Origin of the sequence: Microbaculum marinum, from assembly GCF_037855135.1 — a bacterium.
Lineage (GTDB): Bacteria > Pseudomonadota > Alphaproteobacteria > Rhizobiales > Tepidamorphaceae > Microbaculum > Microbaculum marinum.
This window is the reverse complement of record NZ_JAZHOF010000001.1, coordinates 143,710-164,268: the sequence shown is the minus strand read 5'-3', so window position 1 is coordinate 164,268 and position 20,559 is coordinate 143,710. Positions and strand designations below refer to the sequence as shown.

The following is a 20,559-nucleotide window of genomic DNA, read 5'->3' as shown; positions in this document are numbered from 1 at the left end:
ATTAACGTACCGGCCGAGAGGCGGCGCTACCGGCCGATCTCCGCCAGGATCGCGGCGCGATGCTCGTCGAGCGTCGGCGGCGCCTCGGCGAGCGGCACCCGGTCGTCGTCGTAGGTGACCGGGCTGCGCACCGAGCGGAACGGCCCCTCGGTCGGATGCTCGGCGACAGTCTCGATCTCCAGGTGCCGCACCTGCGGGTCCTGCAGCACCTCGTCGGTCCGGTACATCGGCGCGTAGGGCACGTCCTCCGCTTCGAGCAACGCGCACCACTCCGCCCGCGGGCGCTTGACGAACTCCTCGGTGAGCGTCGCGATCAGCGCCTCGTGGTTCTCGATGCGCGCCGCACGGTCGGCGAAGCGGGGATCGTCGAACAGGTTCGGCCGCTCGATCACCTTGGCGAGCCCGCGCCAGAACTTTTCCGGCGACGACATGTGCAGGGCGACCCATTTCCCGTCGGCGCAGGCCATAACGTAGGACTGCGAGGCGCGCGGCCGGCTGTAGGGGCCCATCACGTCGCCAATCACGAAGTAGTTGGTGAAGGCGTCGATGTTGAAGTGGCACATGGCCTCCAGCATCGACACGTCGACGAGGCGGCCGGTGCCGGTGGCGTGGCGCTCGTGTAGCGCTCCGAGCACGCCGTAGGCCGCATAGAAGCCGGTCACCGCGTCGGCGATCGCCGGACCGACCACGCGCGGGTTCTCCGGGTTGACCAGAAGGCCGAGATAGCCGCTGGCGGCCTGCGCAACGGTGTCGTAGGCGGGACGCTTCTCGTAGGGCCCGCTCTTCCCGAAGCCGCTGATCGCGCAGTAGATCAGGCGCGGATTCAGGGCGCGCAGCCGCTCGGCGCCGACGCCGAGCTTCTCGGCGCCGCCTGGCCGGAAGTTGTGGATGAAGACGTCGGCCGTGGCGATCAGGTCGTCGAAGATGGCGCGATCGCCGGCCTCGGTGGTGTCGAGCGCGATAGAGCGCTTGTTGCGGTTGTAGGCCTGGAACACCGGGCTGTAGAGCCCGCCCCGGAAGGCCCGGAAGGGATCGCCGGAGCCCGGCCGCTCAACCTTGATGACGTCGGCGCCGAGATCGGCGAGGAACATGCCGGCGGCGGGGCCGGTGATGAAGCTGCCCTGTTCGACGACGCGGATGCCTTCGAGCACCTTCACCATGTCAGCGCTCTCCCGCCCCGGCCAGCGCCGGGCCGTCGTAGCCGATCGTTTCGGCGGCGTTGCCGGCGAGGATGAAGCCGATGGAGCGGCTCATCTCCTCGTTCAGATGGGCGATCAGGCTCGCGGTGCGGGCGAGGATCGGGATGCCCTTGAGGACGGTCACCGGGAAGCCGGCGTCGAGCATGACGGCGGGGATCGCGCCGGAGACGTTGAGCGGCAGCGACCGGCCCCAGATGCCGGCCACGAGCCTCGACATGGTCTCGACCAGACCGACATAGGCGCCCGCGACGCCGCGCTCGCGGGCGAGCGCCAGCAGCCGGATCGCGCGCGGATCGCCGTCCTTGTGCTGGGGATGGCCGAAGCCCGGCACCGGCAGGCGGCGGTCGCGCAGGTCCTGGAGCGCCGTCCGCGCCGCCTCCTCGACAGGCTCGCCGGACGCCTTCGCACTCTCGAGGACTTCGGCGAGGAACCGTCCGCAGGCTTCCGTGCTGCCCAGCACTACAGATCCGCAGCCGAGCAGGCCGGCGGCGACGGCGCCCTGCAGCGCATCGGGGGCGGCAGCGAGCGTCATACGCGCCGCCTGGTTGCTCGGCACCAGGCCGTGCTCGGCGATCGCCACCAGGACAGCGTCGAGCATCGCCTTCTGCCTGTCGTCCGGCATCTCGCCTGTGACGAGGAAGAAGAAGTAGCTGGTGAAATCGACATTGCCGATCAGGTCCGCGCTCAACTCCTTGCCGCGCACGTTGATGGTGTGGGTGTCCGACGTGCAGATGGCGCTCAGCGCCGCATCCTGCTTACCGACCTTCATTGCTGTCTCCCCTGAACTGCCGGACCTATCCGAAGGCCGTCGCACCGTTGACGATGATCATCTCCCCCGACACGTAGCGCGACGCCGGGCTGATCAGCATGCATCCGGCCTCCGCGACCTCTGCAGCCGAGCCGATGCGTCCGAGCGGCGAGGTCTTGACCTGCAGCTCGCGCGTCTCCTGCGCGTAGTTGGAGATCATCGGCGTCTCGGTGACACCGGGCGCGACGCCGTTGACGCGGATGTTGGAGGGGCCGAGCGCGCGGGCGAGCGAGCGCACCATCCCGGTGATCGCCGCCTTCGAGGTGACGTAGAGCGGCCCGCCGTTGCCGGCCGAGCCGCCGATCGGGGCGTGGATCACGGCCGTCGATCCGGTCAGCACGATGGCGCCGCCGGTCGCCTGGCCGGCCATCCGGCGCGCCGCAGCCTGCGCCATCAGGAACGAACCGGTGACGTTGACGCGGAGCAGGCTGTCGAAGTCATCTGCCGTGAGCTGGTCCCACGACTTGATCGAGTGCCGCCCGGCCCAGTGCATCAGGGCGTCGACGGCTCCGAACGCCTCGACCGCCGTCTCGACGATCCGGGCGCAGGCATCCGCATCCGAAATGTCGGCCGCGACGGTGCGCAGGTTATTGGGAGGCTGGGGAAACGCGGCGGCGAGATCCTCCTCACGCAGGTCCGCGGCAAGGACGCGGTTGCCGCCGCCGAGGAGGTATGTCGCGCAGGCCTTGCCGATACCGCTGGCGGCCCCGGTGACGATGACCGACTGGTCGGTGACGCAGCAGTTCACGGCTGTTTCCCTTCCCGATTGCCGGCCAGCATCCGGTCGACGAGGCCGGTGTTCATGGTGCCGTCCCGGAACGCCGGCTCGCAGATCAGACGTTTCTGGAAGGCGAGCGTGGTGGCGGGCCCCTCGATGTGGAACCGGTCGATCGCCCGTGTCATGCGGTCGATCGCTTCAGCGCGGTCCGTCCCGTAGACGATCAGCTTGGCGATCATCGAGTCGTAGAACATCGGTACCAGATAGCCCTCGTGGCAGTGGCTATCGAGGCGGATGTAGGGGGCCTGCGGCGGCTGCCATACCGAGATCCGTCCGGGGCTCGGCCGGAAGCCCTCTTCCGGCATCTCGGCGTTGACCCGGCATTCGATCGCGTGGCCGCGGAAGACGATGTCGTCTTGGGCAAAGCGCAGCGTCTTGCCGGCCGCCACCCGGAACTGCTCCTCGACGAGGTCGATGCCGGTGATCATCTCGGTGACGGGATGCTCGACCTGGATGCGGGTGTTCATTTCCAGGAAGTAGAAGCGGCCCTCGTCCTGGTCGAGGATGAACTCGACGGTGCCGGCGTTCCGGTAGCCGAACCGGCTCGCCAGCCGCACCGCCGCCTCGCGGATCTTATCGCGCAGCGCCTCCGGCAGGTTCGGGGCCGGCGCCTCCTCGACCATCTTCTGGTGCCGGCGCTGCAGCGAGCAGTCGCGCTCGCCGAGATGAATGACGTTGCCGTGGCTGTCGGCCAGCACCTGGACCTCGACGTGCCGGGCGTTGGCGATGAACTTCTCCACGTACAGCGTCGAGTCGCCGAAGGCCGCGCCGGCTTCGGAGGCGGCACGGGCGAACTCGTCCCTCAGCTGGCCGGTCCCGGTGACGATCCGCATGCCCTTGCCGCCGCCGCCGGCGGCAGCCTTGATCATCACCGGCAGGCCCGTTTCCGCGACGACCGCGCTGGCCTCCTCGTAGCTGCCGACCCGCGTCGATCCCGGCAGCGTCGGGATGTCAAACTCTTCCGCCAGCCGCCGCGCCTCGATCTTGTTGCCCATGCGCCGGATCTGCTCGGGGCTCGGGCCGACGAAGGTGACGCCGTTGTCGGCGCAGAGCTGGGCGAGGTCCGGGGACTCGGCGAGGAAGCCGTAGCCCGGATGCAGGGCGTCGCAGTCGGTGCCGACCGCCGCAGCCACCATGTTCTTCGCGATCAGGTAGCTTTCGGTTGCGGAGGCCGGGCCGACGCAGACGGCGCGGTCGGCGATCCGCGCGCCGAGGCTGTCGCGATCTGCTTCCGAGACCGCAAGCACGCTCTCGATGCCGAGCCCCTGGCAGGCCCGGATGATGCGCACCGCGATCTCGCCGCGATTGGCGATGAAGACGCGCCTGATGGTCATCTCGCGGGAGACGCGCTCACGCGGAGGGCCGGATGCGGCAGAGCACCTGCCCGTACTCGACGAACTGGGCGTCCTCCACGCAGATCTGCGCGACGGTGCCCGTCACTCCGGCTGTGACCGCATTGAAGAGCTTCATGACCTCGATCAGGCCGACGGAACTCTCCGGCGTCACCTCCGACCCGACGGTCACGAACGGATCGGACTTCGGATCGGGCCTCGAATAGAAGCGGCCCATCGTCGTCGCGACGACGTCGACCAGCCCCTCCTCCACCGGCTCGGCGGCGGGTGCGGGCGCGGCCCCGGCTGCCGGCGCGGTGGCCTGCGGCGCAGCGCTGACGGGGGCCTTCGCGGCGACCGGAGCGGCCGGGGACGGCGGTGCCGCCGCCACGCCGTCGGGAACCGCCGCGCCGGTGCCGACCGTGATCCTGAAATCGGCCAGTTCCAGCGTCAGGTAGTCGAAGCCCGACTTGTCGAGCGCCTCGACGAGCTGGCCGATCCTGGCGATATCCGCCTCGCTCAGCGTGTCGAACTTGCTGGTCACTGCACGGTCTCCCCTGACTTGCGAGCGCCGGACGGCCGGTTCGCCTTCAGTTCCAGATTCAGTCCCTCGGTCTCGATTCGGACGTAGCCGACCCGCTCGTGGCGCGACAGCATGTCTAGCAGGCCCTCGATGCCGCCGCCGGAGCGTGCCGCGGCCGGCGCCCCGGCGGCCGCCCGCATCCGCGCCACGGAGTCCTCGTCGGTGAAGATCCGCAGCATCATCTCCTCGTCCGAGACGCCCGGTCCGCCGTGGCGCCTGCGAAGCTCCTCGCGCGTGATCTCCTCGGGCGGGTGCTTGGCGATCTGGCGGGCGCGCGGCCGGTCCAGCACGCGGTCGCGGATGTCGGGTTCGATGGCGTCGCGCTCGTCGGCGCCCCAGAAGCCGAGGGCGTACTGCACGATCTCGTCGGAGACCGTCTTGTAGCGTTCGCCGGCGATGACGTTCATCACCGCCTGGGCGCCCATGAACTGGGAGTACGGTGTGACCATGATCGGGTAGCCGAAATCCGCCCGCACGCGCCCGATCTCCTCGAGGACTTCCGGGAGCTTCTCCGCAAGGCCCGCATTGCCGAGCTGGAAGCGCAGGTTGGAGATCATGCCCCCGGGCACCTGGTGGATGTAGTGGGCGGCGTCGTAGGGCAGCGGCTCGCCGACGGGCAGGCCCTCGCGCGCGGCGACCGCGCGCAGGTGCGCCTCGACCGGCGGCAGGCAGGTTTCGTCGAGAACCGTCTCGTAGCCGAGCGTGCGGGCGTTGCGGGCGACCTCGAACGTCGAGGGATTCGAAGAGCCGTGCGCCATCGGCGGCACGGCCGTGTTCACGGTGCCGATGCCGAGCTTGATCGCCTCAAGCGTGCACAGGCCGCCGAGGCCCGTGTTGCAATGGGTGTGGAACTCCACCGTGATGTCGCCGGCATTCTTCAGCACGGCCGGGACCAGCGTCTGCAGGCGCTCGGGCGTCAGCAGCGCGCCGGGGTCCTTCAGGCAGATCCGGTAGGGACGAAGGGCGGCCGCCTGCCGGGTCTTCTCGGCGTAGTACTCGTCGGTGTGGCGCGGCGAGATCGAGAAGATCAGGTTGAGGATCGTGTCGACGCCCGACTTGCGGGCGGTCTCCACGTGCCACTTCCAGTGCTCGACCGTGTGGGAGGAGTCCGACGTGCGCACTTCCTGGATGTCGTAGGCGCCGAGCAGCTCGTACCACATCTCCTCCAGGCAGCGCGGCGCGATCTGGAAGGAGGTCAGGTAGCGGCCGCGGATGATCCGCAGCGGCGTGTTCTGCACGATGGCGCGGGCCTGGCGCAGGCGGTCGAACGGGTTCTCGAGAAGCTCCCGCACCATCTTCTTCTCGAAGCTGTTGGCGTGGATCTCGATCGACTCGAAGCCGGCGCGATCGAGATGCTCGAGCGCCGGAAGCATCATCTCCGTGCGCATGTTGGTCGCCCAGAGGCTCTGCTGGCCGTCACGTACCGTGGTATCGACAAATCGGATCTGCTGCATTGCTGCTACCTGCGGCGACTGCTGTCGGTGCTCCGGGGGCCAGTGGCCGCTATCCGCGCATCATGTTGGGTACAAAGGTGATCAGTTCGGGGAACACCGCCATCAGCGCCATCCCGGCGACGATGATCCAGACGAACGGCCAGGCCGCCGAGAACAGCAGTTTCGTCTCCACCGTCGGCACGGCGCTCTTGAAGGCATAGAGCGTGTAGCCGAACGGCGGGGTGATGCCGCCGACGGTCGCGACGATCAGCACCAGCGCCCAGAACCAGATCGGGTCGTATTCGTAGTGCTGGATGATCGGCTGGTAGAGCGGAACGAGCACCATCAGCACCGAAACCTGGTCCAGGAACATGAACAGCAGGAACGGCAGGCCGAGCAGCACCAGCAGCATCAGGTAGAAGGACAGGTCGAGATGCAGGACGAAGTCGCCGAGCTGTCCCAGCGCGCCGGAGAAGATCAGCAGCTGGCTGAACATCGTCGCGCAGGCCATGATCGCCAGCATGATGCCGGCGACCCGGACGCCGGAGAACAGCGACAGACGCAGCATCTCCAGATTGAGCCCGCCATAAGCCGCCGCCAGGATCAGCGATCCGATCACACCGGTCGCCGCCGCCTCCGTGGGCGTGGCGACGCCCATCATGATGAAGCCGACCACGGTCAGGAAGATCAGCGAAACCGGCAGCATCTTCAGGAAGGCGACCAGGGCGCTGCCCTTGGTGTCGGGGTTCCGCAGGTCCTCCGACAGGTCGGGCGCAAGCGACGGCTTCAGCTTCACCCGGACCAGCACGTAGATCAGGAACATGACCATCAGCACCAGGCCCGGAACCAGTCCGGCCATCAGCAGCTTTCCCGTCGACACCTTCGCCAGCGACGCGATGATGATGGCGAGCACGCTGGGCGGGATGATCGGGTCGAGGCTGGCGCCGCCCAGGATCGTTCCCGCCGACAGCCGCTCATCGTAGCCGCGCTGCTGCATGGTCGGATAGAGTGATCTGCCCAGCAGGCCGGCGACCGCCATCGCCGCGCCGGCCAGCGCGCCGCAGATCGCCGAGAGCAGAATGCACAATACGTACTGGCGTCCGCGGATGTTGCCGACCAGCCGGTCGAGCGACGTCAGCAGCACCTCCATGGCGCCGGACCGGAACAGCACCTCGCCCATCAGAATGAACAGCGGGACGGCCGCCAGGCTGCCGGTCGACGCCGTCGTGTAGATGGAGTTGGCGAACATGCCGAAGCCGGACGGGCCGATCAGCCAGAACACGCCGGCAACGTTGAGGATCAGGAAGGCGACGAAGATCGGCATTCCCACGAACAGCAGCGTGAGCAGCACTGCCATGCCGAGCAGCAGCGTCATCCACCAGTCCATCTAGATGGCCTCGGACGGCTGATAGGAGGTCATGGTGGCGACATGCCGGAGAAAGTAGATGCTGGTCGATGCCAGCCCGTAGGGAATGGCCCAGGTCAGGAGCCACTTGGGCACGCCCCATTCGTTCACGGTCGAGATGCCACGGACATATTGCTGGGCGGTCGCGTCGAAGCAGAACCAGGCGGCCAGCAGGCAGGCGAACGCGGCGACGAGGAACGAGACGCGCTGGAACCAGAGGGCGCGCCGCTCGGGCATGGAATCCAGGACGATGGTGATGAAGATGTGGCTCCGCGCCCGCGTCAGCTCCGGCATTGCGAGGAACACCATCAGCACCAGCATGTAGGAGACAAGGGAGGAGGCCCAGGTGGTGGGAGCCGAGAAGAGATACCGGGCCCCCACCTCGTAGGAATACGAGAAGACGATGACGATCAGGCAGATCACGGCGCCCAGGTAGCCGACCAGCGTGATGCCATCATGCACGCGTGCCGGCCACGAAAGGCGCCGTTCGGCTGACATCAGTCGGTCAGGCCCTTGCTGCGGGCGAAGTCGCGGATCTGCTTGGCGGCTTCCGGATCCTTTTCCTCGGCCATGGTCCAGAGCGCGGCGGCCCAGGCGTTGCCCAGCTCCGCCTTCTGCTTATCGCCCATCTCCGTGACCTTCATGCCGCGGGCCTTGAGCTCGTCCTCTTCCTTCTTCCAGACCTCGGGGGCATCCTTGTACCAGGAGTCCTCGATCTTCGCGGAGACGTCCATCACCGCCTTCTGGTCTTCCTCGCTCAGCGCGTTCCACGCATCGAGGTTCATGAAGATCGGCTCGTAGTTCACGCCGAAGCCCGGGCGCAGGAGATAGGGAGCGACCTCGTACCACTTGTAGTCGAGCGCGCCGATGATCGGCCAGGCGGCGCCGTCAATGACGCCCTTCTCCAGGCCGGTGTAGATCTCCGACGGCGGCATCACCACCAGCACCGCGCCGAGCATCTCGACGACGCCCTTGTAGGACAGGCTGCCGCGGATCTTGCGGCCTTCCAGGTCGCCGTTGTCGTTGACCGGCTCGCGCAGCAGGATGTGGTAGGCGCCCTCCGGCGTGATCGGCAGCATCACGAGCTTGAGGTTGTACTTCTGGTAGATCTTGTCCAGCTCGTCGAAAATGCCGGACTCGCGCACCGCGTCGAGATCGCCATGAAGCGCGTCGGCGGCGAGCATGATCGGCGTGGTGCCGGCATGATAGGCGCCATGCGTGAAGAGGAACTGGAACACACCCGATCCGACCGGCTCGAGCTGCTCGAACGGCGGCACGGTCTCCGGACCGCTGACCGAGATCGAGATGCGCCCGTCGGTCGCCTCCTTCAGCTGCTCGACGAACGGATCGAGGATGTAGGGATTGTAGGCGTAGTTGCCGTCCCAGCTTGACAGGAGCCGGTATTCCTTGGCCGCCGCGGGCAGTGCCGGAAGCACCAGCGTCGCGGCCACAAGGATCGATTTGAAGAGCTTCATTTTTGCGTTCCCCTTCTTCGTCATTGCTGCCCGAAAAGCAGCCAAGCTCGAAATCTGATCAGACGAACGATAGGCAACAGCCGGAGGTCAGTCAAATTTTTTGTACAAATTTTTAACTTGGGAAAACTGGTGGCAATTATCCCACTTTAGGAGACATTTCTCATTGCCGGAGTCCCCGCCTGCGCAACGGTCCCGAGAATTTCGTCCGCCGCCCTGTCGGCGAGCATCATAACCGCCGCATTGATGTTTCCGCCAACCAGATCCGGGAACGCCGAGGCATCGACGACGCGCAGCGACCGTGTCCCGCGAACGCGGAACCGGGGGTCGAGCACGAGGCTCTCCTCTTCGCCGCCGCCGATCCGGCAGGTGCCGGCGGGATGGTGGGCCGTTGCCGCCGAGCGGGCGACGTGATCGTTCAGCCCGGCATCGCTCCAGTTGCCCGGTCCCGGCGCGATCTCGCGACCGATATAGGCTTTCAGCGCGGACTGGTTCGCCAGGTCCCGCACGATCCCGAGCCCCTCCTTGACGGTCCGCCTGTCGCTGTCGGCCTGGAGCAGGTTCTGGCGGATGACGACCTTGTCGCGCGGATTGGCGGAGCGCAGGGCGATGCTGCCGCGGCTTTCCGGCCGCAGCAGCACGGCCCGGATCGCGAACCCGTCGGCAAACGGCTTGCGTACGCCTGGAAACCACGGCGCGGCCGCCAGCGGCACGGCGCGGAAGATCAGCTGCAGGTTCGGCAGCGGGCCGGCGGAGGCGGTGCGCAGGAACGCGGTCCAGCCGCTCGGCAGGTCGGTGGCGAAGCCGCTGCCCGTCAGATAGGCCTGCGCCAGGCTGGCCGCGATGCGATCGGCGCGCATGTGTTGGACGAACGGGCCCGGTGCTGCGCGCGCGAACTCCACCGCGACGGTCGCATGGTCCTGCAGGTTCGCGCCGACGCCGGGCAGCGCCACCCGCGTCTCGATCCCGAGGCGGTGCAGTTCGGCGGGGTCGCCGATGCCCGACAGCATCAGCAGCTGCGGCGAATTGATGGCGCCCGCGCACAGCACGATCTCGCGCTCGGCGCGGATCGTCTCCAGCAGGTCCGATCGCACCACCGAGACGGAGACCGCGCGGTCCCCCTGAAAGCCGATGCCGGTCGCCAGCGCCCCCGTCAGGACATGCAGGTTCTGCCGCCGCAGCGCGGGCCGCAGGAAGGCGTCCGCGGCGCTGCAGCGGCGGCCGCGGCCGATCGTCGACTGCAGGACCGCGAAGCCTTCCTGCTGCTCGGCGTTGTAGTCGTCCGTATAGGGATGTCCGGCCCGCTCGGCGGCCTCGAGGCAGGCGGCAACCAGCGGGTCGCCGTAACTCGCTCGCGTCGTGAACAGCCCACCGCCGCCGCCGCGATAGGCGCTCTCGCCGTCCTGCCAGTGCTCCTGGCGCTTGAACACCGGCAGCACGCTGTCATAGGCCAGTGCCGGCAGGCCGTATCCCGCCCACCTTTCGTAGTCGCCGCGATTGCCGCGGACATAGGCCATCGCGTTGATCGACGAGGAACCGCCGACGACTCGCCCGCGCATGCACTCCATCGTGCGCCCGCCGACGCCGGGATCCGGTTCGGCATCGTAGCCCCAGTCGTGCAGCCGGCGCTGCATGATCCGGCCCCATCCGATCGGGATCCTGATCCACGGGTCCCGGTCCCAGCCGCCGGCCTCGACGAGCAGCACCGAGGCGTCGCCGTCGGCCGAGAGGCGGTCTGCCAGCACGCACCCGGCCGATCCGGCGCCGACGATGATGTAGTCGTAGGCCCTGCGCCCGGACATCGGGCTATTCCGGCCCGGCCACCGGCATGGCACGCTTCGCGCCGGTCATCGGCCGGGCAGGTTCTCGAACAGGTCGTCCGGAAGTCCCTCGATATACGGCTCGATCTCCGCACCCGTCAGCACGTCCGCATACTTGCAGTGCAGGTCGAACAGGGTCACCGCGTGGCTCGACTGGCAGCGGTCGAAGCAGCCGTCCTCGACGACGGTGCATCTCACGTTCAGGCTGAAGGCGTCGATGACGGTGGCGCGGACGCAGCCGCTGGTGGTGCAGCCGGTCACGATCAGGCTGTCGCAGTCGAGCAGGTTGAGGTAGCTCGTCAGGTTGGTGCCGAAGAAGGCGCTGGGCTTCTGCTTGTAGACGACGATATCCTGCGGCTGCGGCGCGATCTCGTCGACGATCTCGTTGGTTCCCCGCGCCCCCTTGGCCGGAGGAACGGTCTCGTCGACGCGGTTGTTCTTCCAGCCCCAGCTGCCGGCATCCCAGTTGTCGTCGCGCGCCACGCCGGTCGAATAGATCACCGGAAGGCGCCTGGCGCGGAACGAGTCGGCCAGCCTGCCGATCACCTCGACGGCCGCCCAGCTCTCTTCGCCGCAGGAATTGTTCCAGCGCTTGATCGAGTCGAGGATCGGCTCCGGCCGGTCGCCGGTGAATCCGTAGCTGACGTCGACGATCAGCAGGGCCGGCCGCTTGCCGAAGCCGGCCCGGGTGCCGTAGCCCGCAGCGGTGAGCACCTGCTGGTCCCTTTCGGTCAGGAACCGATCCCAAATTCGACCCATGTCGTTTTCTCCCGCTGCTCGGCTGCGCCGCCTGGCGCCCCATCATTTCTATTTTCGGCACGATTACAAGTTTTTGAACGAGCGCCGTTCGCAGACCCGGTCCGGCCGCGCCATTGCAAGCCGGTCCGGAGAGATCCGCACCGTCCTGCGCGTCCGATTGTACCAAATTCGGCTGCCGTACAAAATTCTTATCTGATCTGGAGATTTTGTTGACGATTGTGACTTTGTGCCTTTTCATGCCACCACCCGCGGGCCGGAGAAAGAACGATGGCGACGAATGGCGCAGCGATCATCGACAGGATCGATCCGGACAAGCTTCGGTGGGTCGATGTGGACGGGGTCCCGACGCGCTACTACGAGGACGGCAGCGGCGATCCGCTCGTCCTCGTCCATGGCGGCGACATCGGCTTCGCCGACGCGCTGGACACATGGAGCCTGAACCTCGCCAAGCTCTCCCGCGACTTTCACGTCTTCGCGCTCGACAAGTTCGGCCAGGGTCACACGGGCATTCCCAGCCGCGACGAGGACTACACCTACGACGCGGTGCTGCGGCACTTCCTGGGCTGGCTGAAGGCAGCGGGCGTGCCCGCAAACGCCCATCTGGTAGGACATTCGCGCGGCGGCCTGGTGGTGGCGTCGGCGCTGCTTCAGCGGCCCGGCTGCGGGCGGAGCGCGGTGATCATCGACAGCGCCACGCTCGCGCCCGACCCTGCGGATCCGCGCCTGCATTCGATGCATTTCTACGCCGAGGTCGACCGCAGGACGCCGAACGGCGTCAATTCCCGCGAGGACCTGATGGTCGAGGCCGAACTGAACTCCCACTCGACCGCGCACGTCACCGAGGCCTACCTGGACCGGTACCTGGAGATCGCCCGCCTGCCGGGCCAGCAGGAGGCCCTGAAGCGGATGCGCGGCGGGGTGAGCAAGGCAGTGTTCCAGCCCAGCATCGAGCGGGCGCGGGCCGAGGTTCTTGGAAGGATCGACGACAGCGGCATGCCGGTGCGCACGCTCGTCGTCTGGGGCCGCAACGACCCGTCGGCGCCGCTGGCGGAGGTCGGACTGCCGCTCTACCAGCGACTGGCGGCGCGCACGGAAGACACCGAGATGCACGTCTTCAACAATGCGGGACACTATACCTTCCGCGAGCAGCCGGCCGGCTTCAACCGGCTGGTCCGCGACTGGTGCGCCGCCTGATCGGCACCGTTTGCGTCCGTTGTCGGGCAGCCTCGGTCTCTTGCCGGACCGTCAGCGGTCGTGCCGCACCATCGCTTCCAGGACCGCCTTCCGGGCGACCGCTCCGACAGGCTCGGACTGCGCGTTGGTGACCACCACCCGGTCGGCCGGGCCGGTGAGCAGCGGGAAGCTCTCCTCCAGGGTCGCGTGCCGGTCGATTGCGGCGGCTTCGGGAAGCGCGGAGATGTCGCGCAGGATCTCCTCGAGCCCGTTCGCCGCCGTCTCGCGCGTCAGCAGATGGCGCGGCTTGCCCTCCTCGGTCAGAACGACGGCGGCGTTCGTCTCGAGCAGTTCGCCGCAGCGCGCGGCCGTCGCCTCGCGTGCGGCAAGGGCTGCGGCCGGCTCGGCGATCGAGCCGACCGTCACCACCCGGGCGCGGTTGACGTCGCGGACGAAGCGGTCGACGTAGTCGTCGGCGGGGTTGAGCAGGATTTCGGGCCCGGGTCCCACCTGGCGCAGCTCGCCGTCCTTGAGGATCGCGATCGTGTCGCCGATGCGCAGCGCCTCGTCGAGGTCGTGGGTGATGAAGACGATGGTCTTGTGCAGGCGCGACTGCAGGTTCTTGAGCTGGTCCTGCATGTCGTTGCGGATCAGCGGATCGAGCGCGCTGAACGCCTCGTCCATCAGCATGACCTCTGATTCGGTGGCCAGCGCGCGGGCAAGGCCGACACGCTGCTGCATCCCGCCGGAGAGCTGCTTGGGATACTGGTGCTCGAAACCGTCGAGCCCGACCAGCTCGATCTGCTGCATCGCCTTCTGCCGCGCCTCGGTCTTGCGCATGCCGCCGATGACGAGGCCGTAGGCGACGTTCTCCAGCACCGTCTTGTGCGGTAAAAGCGCGAAGCGCTGGAACACCATCGACACCTTGTGGCGGCGGAAGTCGCGCAGCTCCGCCGCGCTCAGCGCCAGCACGTCGGCGCCGTCGACCAGGATCTGGCCGGAGGTCGGCTCGATCAGCCGGTTGAAGTGGCGGATCAGCGTCGACTTCCCGGACCCCGACAGGCCCATGACGACGAAGGTCTCGCCGGCCTTGATGTCGAGCGAGACGTCGCGGATGCCGATGACGTGGCCGGTCTGGTCGAGCAGGTCGCTCTTGCTGATCCCCGCCCGGACCACGTCCATGACGGACTGGGGATCCGACCCGAACACCTTGTAGATGTTGCGCACCGCGATCTTGATGTCCCCGGTGCTGGTCCTGCCGGTGCTGGTCTTGCCGATATCGGCCGTGCCGGTCTCCATCGCTTCAGGACCCGATGTTGAGGTGCTGCTGCATGCGCCGTCCGTAGGACTGTGCGATGCGGTCGAAGATGATGGCCAGGAAGACGATGCCGAGGCCGGCGAACAGGCCGCGGCTGACCTCGAGGCGCTGGATTCCCTGCAGCACCTGGTAGCCGAGCCCGCCGGCGCCGATCATCGAGGCGATGACGACCATCGACAGGGCCATCATGGTGGTCTGGTTGATGCCGGCCATGATGGTGGGCATCGCAAGCGGTATCTGCGCGGTGAACAGCCGCTGGCGCGGCGTCGCGCCGAAGGCGGTCACGGCCTCGATCACCTCCGCGTCGACGTGGCGGATGCCGAGATTGGTGAGGCGGATGACCGGCGGGATGGCGAACACGATGGTCGCCAGCAGCGCCGGGATCTTGCCCGGGCCGAACAGCATGACGAAGGGGATCAGGTACACGAAGATCGGCATCGTCTGCATGATGTCGAGCACCGGAAGCGTCATTGACTGCATGGTGTCGGACCGCGACATCGCGACGCCGATCGGGATCCCGATCAGGACGGCGAGCAGGGTGGCGATGATCATCAGCGCGATCGTCGCCATGGCCGGTTCCCAGATCCCGAGCAGACCGATGATGAACAGCATGACGGCGGTGCCGAGCGCCGCCTTCCAGCTTTGCGAGGCGAGATAGGTCAAGACGCTGAGCGCGATCAGCACGACATACCACGGCAGCCACTGCAGGAAGTCTTCCGTCGCCAGCAGCGCCCGCAGCACCGGCAGGAAGGCGATCTCCAGCGCTTCCCCGTAGTGGGCGACGATCCAGGTGAAGCCGTCGTCAAGCGCGATCCGCAGGGCGCGGGTGTCGATCAGTTCGGGAAAGGTGTCAGCCATCGCTCGCCATCCGAATTCGCGTCAGGGGCCCGTCGTCACGGGATCGATTCGAATGGCCGGACCGTTCCCGATTGCCGGAGGGACGGACGCTTGCCGCGCCCGTCCCTTCCGGGTCAGATCAGAGGATCCGACGTCGGGGTCGTCAGAGCGACGCCTTCACTTTTTCGGCCACGTCGTCCGGCACCCACGCGGTCCAGACATCCTCGTTGTTCTTGAGGAAGTATTCGGCGACCTCCTCGGGGCTGGCGCTGTTCTCGTCGCCCCAGGCCAGGACGGCGCTGATCTCGTCGTTCGGCACCTGCATCTTGGACAGGAACTCGGCGACGTTCGGCGCCTTCTCCTTGAGATCGCTGACGGCGGCCACGGCGACCTCGCCGACGGCCCAGCCGGTGACCTGCGGATCCTCGCAGTCCTTGTCGGTCAGGCACTTGAATTTCGCGGCGTCATATTCGGGCATGTCGAGCCGGACGAGGTTGTACTTGCCGATCACCGCGGTCGGACCCCAGTAGTAGCCGACGATCGGCTTCTTGCGGGCCACCTGACGGGCGATGGAGGCCTTCAGGTTCTCGCCGGAACCCGGGGAGAACAGTTCGAACGTCTCGCCGAGGTCGAGAGCGTCGAACAGGTTGTTGGTGATGATCTCGCAGCCCCAGCCGGGCGGGCAGCCGTAGAGCCGGCCCATGTCCGGGTTGGACATGTCGGCAAAGACCTTGGCGTTGTCCTTGAGATCGGTGATCGACTTGATCTCCGGATGCTCCTCGGCGACGTAGTCCGGAATCCACCAGCCCTCTTCGCCGCCCTTGGAGAAGATGTCGCCGGCCTTGTAGACGTTGCCCTTCTCCATCATCTGGTCCCAGATCGACTGGGCGGTGGAGACCCACATCTCGGGCGCGATGTCCGGCTCGCTCTTGGTCAGCATCGAGGTGGCCGTCGGCACGGTGTCGCCGGGCACCACGGAGGCGTTGCAGCCGTAGCCGTCGGCGAGGATCTTCTCCGTCACGCGGGCCAGCGTGCTGGCGGAGAGCCAGGTCATTTCCGCAATGGTGATCTCGTCGTCCGTACCGCACTCGGTGGCCGAGGCAGGCGCCGAAATCCCTACGGTCATGACGACCGATGCCGCCGCGGCGACGATGGTCGAGTTCAAAACTTTCATATGAAAGCTCCCTGTTACTGAGCTTGAAACATGCCGGCAAGGCTGCCGACCCCTCTGGTCCTAACGCGAAGCATGGGGTAAGTGCAAATTTCAGGCAAACAGGAATAACTTAGCTTTATTTCAGTTTTCCTGAACCCGCGCTCAGGCGACGCCTCGGATTTTGTCGATCAGCGCCTGGTCGACGCTGACACCGTCGCGCTCGATCCGCTCCCGTTTCGCCCGTCTGCGGGCGCCCGGCACGCGGGCTCCCGGCTGTCCCGAAATCGCATCCACGAGGGCATCGATGGCGACCTGGAACCCGGCCGCGCCATAGGCGCCGGGGTCGAAGGCGACGAAGCACTGGCCGGTCCCGGGCGGACCGCCGGCGGTTCCGGAGAAGGGGCTCGCCTCGCGGCTGGACACGGCGCCGGCGAGGCAGGAGGCGAGCACCTCCACCATCAGGCCGACGCCGAAGCCCTTGTAGCCGCCGGACGGCGCCATCGATCCCTTCAGCGCCAGGTCGGCGTCGGTCGTCGGCCGCCCCCGATCGTCGAGCGCCCAGTGCGGCTCGATCGGCTCGCCCGCACGGGCGCGCATCATGATCTCGGATTTCGCCACGACGCTGGCAGACTGGTCGATCACCAGCGCCGCGCCGCCGCAGCCGTCCGGCACCGCGAGGGCGAAGGGATTGGTGCCGATCACCGGCACCGAGCCGCCGACCGGCGCGATCGAGGCGGGTGCGTGCGTGAAGCACAGCCCGACCAGTCCGTCCCCGGCGAGACGCTCGGCGTGATGGCCGAGCACGCCGCAGTTGTAGGAGTTGCGCACCGTCATCGCCGCCACGCCGCAGTCGCGCGCCGCAGCCGTGAAGGCCGGCCATCCCTCATCGATGGCGGGATGGGCGAAGCCGGATTTCGCATCGACGCGCACGGCGCCGGGCCGCGTCTGCTCGACGCCGGGAACCGCCCGTCCGTCGACCTTGCCGCATCTCACGTGTTCGGCGTAGATCGGGACGTAGAGCAGGCCGTGGCTGCGGATGCCGTCGCGTTCTGCGAGCCGCGTCGAACGGGCTACCGATGCGGCGTTGCCGGGACTTGCGCCGGCGACCTCCAGCGCGTCGCGCGCCAGAGCCTCGATCTCCGCCAGCGTCATCGTCGTTGCGGACATGGCTTCCCCGTCTCAGTCGTTGTCGATATCGCCGGCGCCTGCGCCGGTGGCGCGCGAGGCCTCGCTGGCGGGCACGTATGTCAGCGCGGCAAGGGCGAGCACCTCCACCCACGCCGCCTCGCCGACTTCGGCTCCTTCGGCGGGCGAGGTCTGCGGCGTCCGCGGGCGCGAGCCGGCATGACCTCTGCGGGTCAGCACCGCATCCGCGCCCGCCGGCGGCAGCGGGCCCGAAACGGCGAGGCCTCCGGGCCCGATCGAGACGGTGCATCCGGTCGGGAACCGCAGGTCGAAGCAGGTCCCCCCGGCTGCGGCCGCCACCCCCGCGCAGCCGGCGAGCAGCAGCGGCGCGTCGATGCCCGTGAACGCGATTTCCGCGAGCTCTTCGTCGGCCAGCAGCAGGTCGAGCGCGGAGGGACCGGTCCAGGCGACGCGCGCCTCGGGGACGGTCGAGGTACCGTCCAGACGGATCGCCGCGGCCGCTTCGGGACGACTGCCGCCGAGGGCGGCCAGACAGGCGCCGATCCCGTCATGCCCGTGTGCGCAAAGCCAGGCGCCGGCCTCGCCGATGTCCTCGGCCTGTCCGAACGGTAAGCCCGCGCCGACGGCGGCCTTCCGCAGCGCCACCTCGATCTCGTTGAGCGAGCGGCGCATCACAGGCCCTCCAGCGCCGACAGCCACCAGTCGTCGGCGAGCGGCGTGGCGATCTCGTCGAGCAGCGGCGCGCCCTGGAACATGGTGATGCGGGTCCACCGGTCCGATTTCGGGTCGAACTTGGCGGCGCCGAAGAAGGAGAGCTTGCAGCGCAGCATGTCGATCGGCAGGCAATCGGCGGCGATCAGGTTGTCGCGGATCTCGGCATAGGGGTGGTCAGCGGCCGTCTGCACGCGCCGCACCGCATGGCGATGGGCGGGACGGGCAAGCAGGAACTCCGCCACGGTCTGCGACGCCGGAGCGGCGGCAAGTTCGCGGCGCAACGCCTGGACCTGGCGGGCAATATCGAGCGGCATTTCCTTGTCGGCGCCCGGCTCCTGGTGGCGGCTGCCGAGCCGCGGCTCGAGCTTCTCCTCGGAGACATACCAGAACCGATCCGTCGCCTCCCGGTCCTCGAAGTCGATGCCGAGCGCCCAGGCGAAGCGGCTGTCAACGAGGTCAGTCAGGGCGGCCACCGGCATCTCCGGCCGCAGCCGAGGCCGCCCGGCGCTCGCCATCGTGTCGGCCAGGTCGTCGACCAGCGCGCCGTTCGGCTCGAGCACCAGCGAGACGACGAGTTCCTGGCATTCGAGCGAGTGCCGCATCGACGCGGCCACGAGCCGGTCCCAGGGAAAAGGCCCGGCGAGCCAGTCCCGCGTCGCCAGCGCGGCGAGATCGGCAACCTCGCGCCGCAGGACCTCGATGCGCCGGGACTGCCGCGCGTCGGCGACGCGCCACTGGTCGAGGTGCCGGCGGACGCGGGCGATCAGCTCCTCGGCCTTGTCGCGGGCCTCGGGCGAGGCGTGAGGGACCGCGCGCACCCGCGCGAGCGCCGTTTCCCGCGCCGTCATCCAGCGGTCGAGCAGGATCGGATGGCTGACGAGGAACGGCGCCATGCCGAGGCCGGTGGCGTTGCCGATGCCCAGATGCCGCTTCAGGGCGCGGTCGAGCGGAACGAAGCTGTCCGGCGCGCGGCTGCGGGCGATGTGCTCGACCAGATCGATCGTGAAGCCGCGCACCAGCCAGACGGCGAGCATCTCGGCGGCAAAGGGGCCGGACAGGCCGGGCCGGGTCTCGATGCGGGCGCGGTCGGCGATGCCGAACTTGCCGTTGCCGTAGACGGCGGTGGTGCGCATCAGGTAGCCGGTCGCGTTGATCACGTCGGCGGGCGGCTGGACGCCGCGCGACAGGCAGTCGGCGACATGCTCGAACAGCCGCACCGACCGGTTGGCGCGGCACAGCACGAGGTCGGTCGCGGAAAAGCGCCCGGCCTCCTGGCGCGGCGCATTCGCCTGCAGCCGGTCGAGGTCGCCGGGCGCCGGCACGCCGTCGTAGAGCACGTAGCTCGTGTCCCACGCCTCGGCGATGACGCGATCGGTGCGATCCTCCGGCGCCAGCGGGGTCGAGAAGGCGACCAGCGAGTAGGTGTGGCCGCCGAGCGGCACCGAGTAGACGGCGCGGCCGAAGCCCGCGTCGTCGATCTCCCAGACGGCGCGGTGCACGACGGCGCGCTCCGCCGACAGGCGGCGCAGCAGGGTCCGCATGAAGCTCAGCCTCGTCGGGAAGAAGGCGCCCATCCGGGCAAGCCGCATCACCTCGTCCGGCGGCCTCGGCGCCGCCCGGTCGTCGCGATGGGCCGCCGCGGTCATGCGGTCTCGGGCCCGAACGAGGCGTCGTAGAACCTCAGCCAGTTGCCGCCCATGATGCCGGCCGTCTCGGCTTCCGAGAAGCCGACCGCGCGCAGGCCCTCGGCAAGCGTCGGGAAATCCCGGTTGTCGCGGAACCAGCCGGGCTGGTCCGGGAAGCCCGGCGCCGCGGCGGAGCCCTCGCCGTAGTCGGTGACCTTCGACCAGCGGCCGTTGCGCATCCATTCCACGACGCTGTCGGGCTGGTCCTGGCAGAGGTCGGAGCCGATGCCCAGATGCTCGCTGCCGTAGCGCCCGGCCGTCTCGGCGATCATCTCGCAGAAGACCCGCAGCGTGCAGCCGGAGCCGTCCTTCAGGTGGTGCGGGTAGAGCGAGAAGCCGAGCATGCCGCCCCTGTCCGTCAGCGCCCGCAGCACCGCGTCGGACTTGTTGCGGCGCGCGGGATGCCACCAGGCCGGGTTGGCGTGGGTTATGGCGATCGGGCGCGACGAGAGGTCGATCGCCTCCAGCGTCGAGCGCTCGGCGGAGTGGCTCATGTCGACGACCATGCCGACGCGGTTCATCTCCGCGATGACCTGGCGGCCGAAGCGGGTGACGCCGGTATCCTCGTCCTCGTAGCAGCCGGTCGCCAGCAGCGACTGGTTGTTGTAGGTGAGCTGCATGAAGCGGACGCCGAGCGCGTGGCAGATCTCCACGAGACCGATGTCGTCCTCGATCGGCGAGGGGTTCTGCAGGCCGAACACGATCGCCGTGCGTCCCTCGGCGCGGGCGCGCCGAACGTCGTCGCCGGTCAGGCCGCGGACGATCAGGTCGGGGTGGCGCTCGAACCGGCGGTTCCAGGCCTCGACGTTGAGCACCGTCTCGCGGAACGACTCGTGATAGGCGATCGTCGCATGCACGGCATCGAGGCCGCCGGCCCGCATCTGGCGGAAGATCTTCTCCGACCAGTTGGCGTACTGGAGGCAGTCTATGATCGCGGGGTCCATG

At 68.2% G+C, this 20,559-nt stretch carries 19 protein-coding genes; 1 reads left to right on the top strand and 18 read right to left on the bottom strand.

The genetic code is table 11. The annotated features are described in order from the left end of the window. Positions 1-26: 26 nt before the first annotated feature. The 11 genes from V3328_RS00770 to V3328_RS00720 form a co-directional block, all read right to left on the bottom strand. Complete coding sequence (locus V3328_RS00770; RefSeq protein ID WP_340327726.1) at positions 27-1,160, bottom strand: CaiB/BaiF CoA transferase family protein; 1,134 nt, start codon at positions 1,158-1,160, stop codon at positions 27-29. Position 1,161: 1 nt separating this feature from the next. After that, positions 1,162-1,968 carry a citryl-CoA lyase gene (locus V3328_RS00765; protein WP_340327725.1) on the bottom strand — a complete coding sequence of 269 codons (807 nt, stop codon included), beginning with the start codon at positions 1,966-1,968 and terminating at the stop codon, positions 1,162-1,164. 25 nt (positions 1,969-1,993) lie between these two features. Then, positions 1,994-2,755, bottom strand: a complete 762-nt coding sequence (locus tag V3328_RS00760) for an SDR family NAD(P)-dependent oxidoreductase (protein ID WP_340327724.1) — start codon at positions 2,753-2,755, stop codon at positions 1,994-1,996. Continuing rightward, positions 2,752-4,119 (bottom strand): acetyl-CoA carboxylase biotin carboxylase subunit, encoded by a 1,368-nt coding sequence (locus tag V3328_RS00755; protein ID WP_340327723.1) that lies wholly within the window; start codon positions 4,117-4,119, stop codon positions 2,752-2,754. The genes V3328_RS00760 and V3328_RS00755 overlap by 4 nt, the downstream gene beginning before the upstream one ends. Before the next feature lie 16 nt (positions 4,120-4,135). Beyond that, positions 4,136-4,660 (bottom strand): acetyl-CoA carboxylase biotin carboxyl carrier protein, encoded by a 525-nt coding sequence (locus V3328_RS00750; RefSeq protein WP_340327722.1) that lies wholly within the window; start codon positions 4,658-4,660, stop codon positions 4,136-4,138. Further along, positions 4,657-6,153, bottom strand: a complete 1,497-nt coding sequence (locus V3328_RS00745) for a hypothetical protein (protein ID WP_340327721.1) — start codon at positions 6,151-6,153, stop codon at positions 4,657-4,659. The genes V3328_RS00750 and V3328_RS00745 overlap by 4 nt, the downstream gene beginning before the upstream one ends. Positions 6,154-6,202: 49 nt before the next feature. Continuing rightward, a complete protein-coding gene (locus tag V3328_RS00740; RefSeq protein ID WP_340327720.1) occupies positions 6,203-7,519 on the bottom strand; it encodes a TRAP transporter large permease in 1,317 nt (438 codons plus the stop codon). Continuing rightward, positions 7,520-7,999: a TRAP transporter small permease gene (locus tag V3328_RS00735; protein WP_340327719.1), complete on the bottom strand. Its 480-nt coding sequence runs from the start codon at positions 7,997-7,999 to the stop codon at positions 7,520-7,522. Positions 8,000-8,034: 35 nt separating this feature from the next. Beyond that, complete coding sequence (locus V3328_RS00730; RefSeq protein ID WP_340327718.1) at positions 8,035-9,012, bottom strand: TRAP transporter substrate-binding protein; 978 nt, start codon at positions 9,010-9,012, stop codon at positions 8,035-8,037. Positions 9,013-9,158: 146 nt separating this feature from the next. Continuing rightward, complete coding sequence (locus tag V3328_RS00725) at positions 9,159-10,811, bottom strand: GMC family oxidoreductase (RefSeq protein WP_340327717.1); 1,653 nt, start codon at positions 10,809-10,811, stop codon at positions 9,159-9,161. A 45-nt stretch (positions 10,812-10,856) separates the two neighbouring features. Next, positions 10,857-11,588, bottom strand: coding sequence for an isochorismatase family protein (locus V3328_RS00720; RefSeq protein WP_340327716.1), 732 nt, complete (start codon positions 11,586-11,588; stop codon positions 10,857-10,859). Positions 11,589-11,855: 267 nt separating this feature from the next. Between V3328_RS00720 and V3328_RS00715 the strand changes: the two genes are divergently transcribed. Next, a complete protein-coding gene (locus V3328_RS00715) occupies positions 11,856-12,782 on the top strand; it encodes an alpha/beta fold hydrolase (protein ID WP_340327715.1) in 927 nt (308 codons plus the stop codon). Positions 12,783-12,833: 51 nt separating this feature from the next. Here the strand turns inward: V3328_RS00715 and V3328_RS00710 are convergent, their stop codons facing one another. From V3328_RS00710 to V3328_RS00680, 7 genes are all read right to left on the bottom strand, one after another. Beyond that, positions 12,834-14,060, bottom strand: coding sequence for a quaternary amine ABC transporter ATP-binding protein (locus tag V3328_RS00710; protein WP_378758909.1), 1,227 nt, complete (start codon positions 14,058-14,060; stop codon positions 12,834-12,836). A 4-nt stretch (positions 14,061-14,064) separates the two neighbouring features. Continuing rightward, positions 14,065-14,937 carry an ABC transporter permease gene (locus V3328_RS00705; RefSeq protein ID WP_340327714.1) on the bottom strand — a complete coding sequence of 291 codons (873 nt, stop codon included), beginning with the start codon at positions 14,935-14,937 and terminating at the stop codon, positions 14,065-14,067. A 142-nt stretch (positions 14,938-15,079) separates the two neighbouring features. Further along, complete coding sequence (locus tag V3328_RS00700) at positions 15,080-16,090, bottom strand: ABC transporter substrate-binding protein (RefSeq protein ID WP_340327713.1); 1,011 nt, start codon at positions 16,088-16,090, stop codon at positions 15,080-15,082. Positions 16,091-16,231: 141 nt separating this feature from the next. Further along, positions 16,232-17,236 carry an Ldh family oxidoreductase gene (locus V3328_RS00695; RefSeq protein ID WP_340327712.1) on the bottom strand — a complete coding sequence of 335 codons (1,005 nt, stop codon included), beginning with the start codon at positions 17,234-17,236 and terminating at the stop codon, positions 16,232-16,234. Between the two features lie 12 nt (positions 17,237-17,248). Continuing rightward, positions 17,249-17,887: a DUF3726 domain-containing protein gene (locus V3328_RS00690; protein WP_340327711.1), complete on the bottom strand. Its 639-nt coding sequence runs from the start codon at positions 17,885-17,887 to the stop codon at positions 17,249-17,251. Beyond that, positions 17,887-19,575 (bottom strand): hypothetical protein, encoded by a 1,689-nt coding sequence (locus V3328_RS00685; RefSeq protein WP_340327710.1) that lies wholly within the window; start codon positions 19,573-19,575, stop codon positions 17,887-17,889. Before V3328_RS00685 ends, V3328_RS00690 begins: the two co-directional genes overlap by 1 nt. Next, positions 19,572-20,558 (bottom strand): membrane dipeptidase, encoded by a 987-nt coding sequence (locus V3328_RS00680; protein ID WP_340327709.1) that lies wholly within the window; start codon positions 20,556-20,558, stop codon positions 19,572-19,574. The genes V3328_RS00685 and V3328_RS00680 overlap by 4 nt, the downstream gene beginning before the upstream one ends. Position 20,559: the final 1 nt, after the last annotated feature.

What these genes read in the sequence shown, in the direction of transcription:
- V3328_RS00770 (WP_340327726.1), bottom strand. Translation starts at nt 1,160, where the DNA reads ATGGTGAAGGTGCTCGAAGGCATCCGCGTCGTCGAACAGGGCAGCTTC.
- V3328_RS00765 (WP_340327725.1), bottom strand. Translation starts at nt 1,968, where the DNA reads ATGAAGGTCGGTAAGCAGGATGCGGCGCTGAGCGCCATCTGCACGTCG.
- V3328_RS00755 (WP_340327723.1), bottom strand. Translation starts at nt 4,119, where the DNA reads ATGACCATCAGGCGCGTCTTCATCGCCAATCGCGGCGAGATCGCGGTG.
- V3328_RS00745 (WP_340327721.1), bottom strand. Translation starts at nt 6,153, where the DNA reads ATGCAGCAGATCCGATTTGTCGATACCACGGTACGTGACGGCCAGCAG.
- V3328_RS00740 (WP_340327720.1), bottom strand. Translation starts at nt 7,519, where the DNA reads ATGGACTGGTGGATGACGCTGCTGCTCGGCATGGCAGTGCTGCTCACG.
- V3328_RS00730 (WP_340327718.1), bottom strand. Translation starts at nt 9,012, where the DNA reads ATGAAGCTCTTCAAATCGATCCTTGTGGCCGCGACGCTGGTGCTTCCG.
- V3328_RS00725 (WP_340327717.1), bottom strand. Translation starts at nt 10,811, where the DNA reads ATGTCCGGGCGCAGGGCCTACGACTACATCATCGTCGGCGCCGGATCG.
- V3328_RS00720 (WP_340327716.1), bottom strand. Translation starts at nt 11,588, where the DNA reads ATGGGTCGAATTTGGGATCGGTTCCTGACCGAAAGGGACCAGCAGGTG.
- V3328_RS00715 (WP_340327715.1), top strand. Translation starts at nt 11,856, where the DNA reads ATGGCGACGAATGGCGCAGCGATCATCGACAGGATCGATCCGGACAAG.
- V3328_RS00710 (WP_378758909.1), bottom strand. Translation starts at nt 14,060, where the DNA reads ATGGAGACCGGCACGGCCGATATCGGCAAGACCAGCACCGGCAGGACC.
- V3328_RS00705 (WP_340327714.1), bottom strand. Translation starts at nt 14,937, where the DNA reads ATGGCTGACACCTTTCCCGAACTGATCGACACCCGCGCCCTGCGGATC.
- V3328_RS00700 (WP_340327713.1), bottom strand. Translation starts at nt 16,090, where the DNA reads ATGAAAGTTTTGAACTCGACCATCGTCGCCGCGGCGGCATCGGTCGTC.
- V3328_RS00695 (WP_340327712.1), bottom strand. Translation starts at nt 17,236, where the DNA reads ATGTCCGCAACGACGATGACGCTGGCGGAGATCGAGGCTCTGGCGCGC.
- V3328_RS00690 (WP_340327711.1), bottom strand. Translation starts at nt 17,887, where the DNA reads ATGCGCCGCTCGCTCAACGAGATCGAGGTGGCGCTGCGGAAGGCCGCC.
- V3328_RS00685 (WP_340327710.1), bottom strand. Translation starts at nt 19,575, where the DNA reads ATGACCGCGGCGGCCCATCGCGACGACCGGGCGGCGCCGAGGCCGCCG.
- V3328_RS00680 (WP_340327709.1), bottom strand. Translation starts at nt 20,558, where the DNA reads ATGGACCCCGCGATCATAGACTGCCTCCAGTACGCCAACTGGTCGGAG.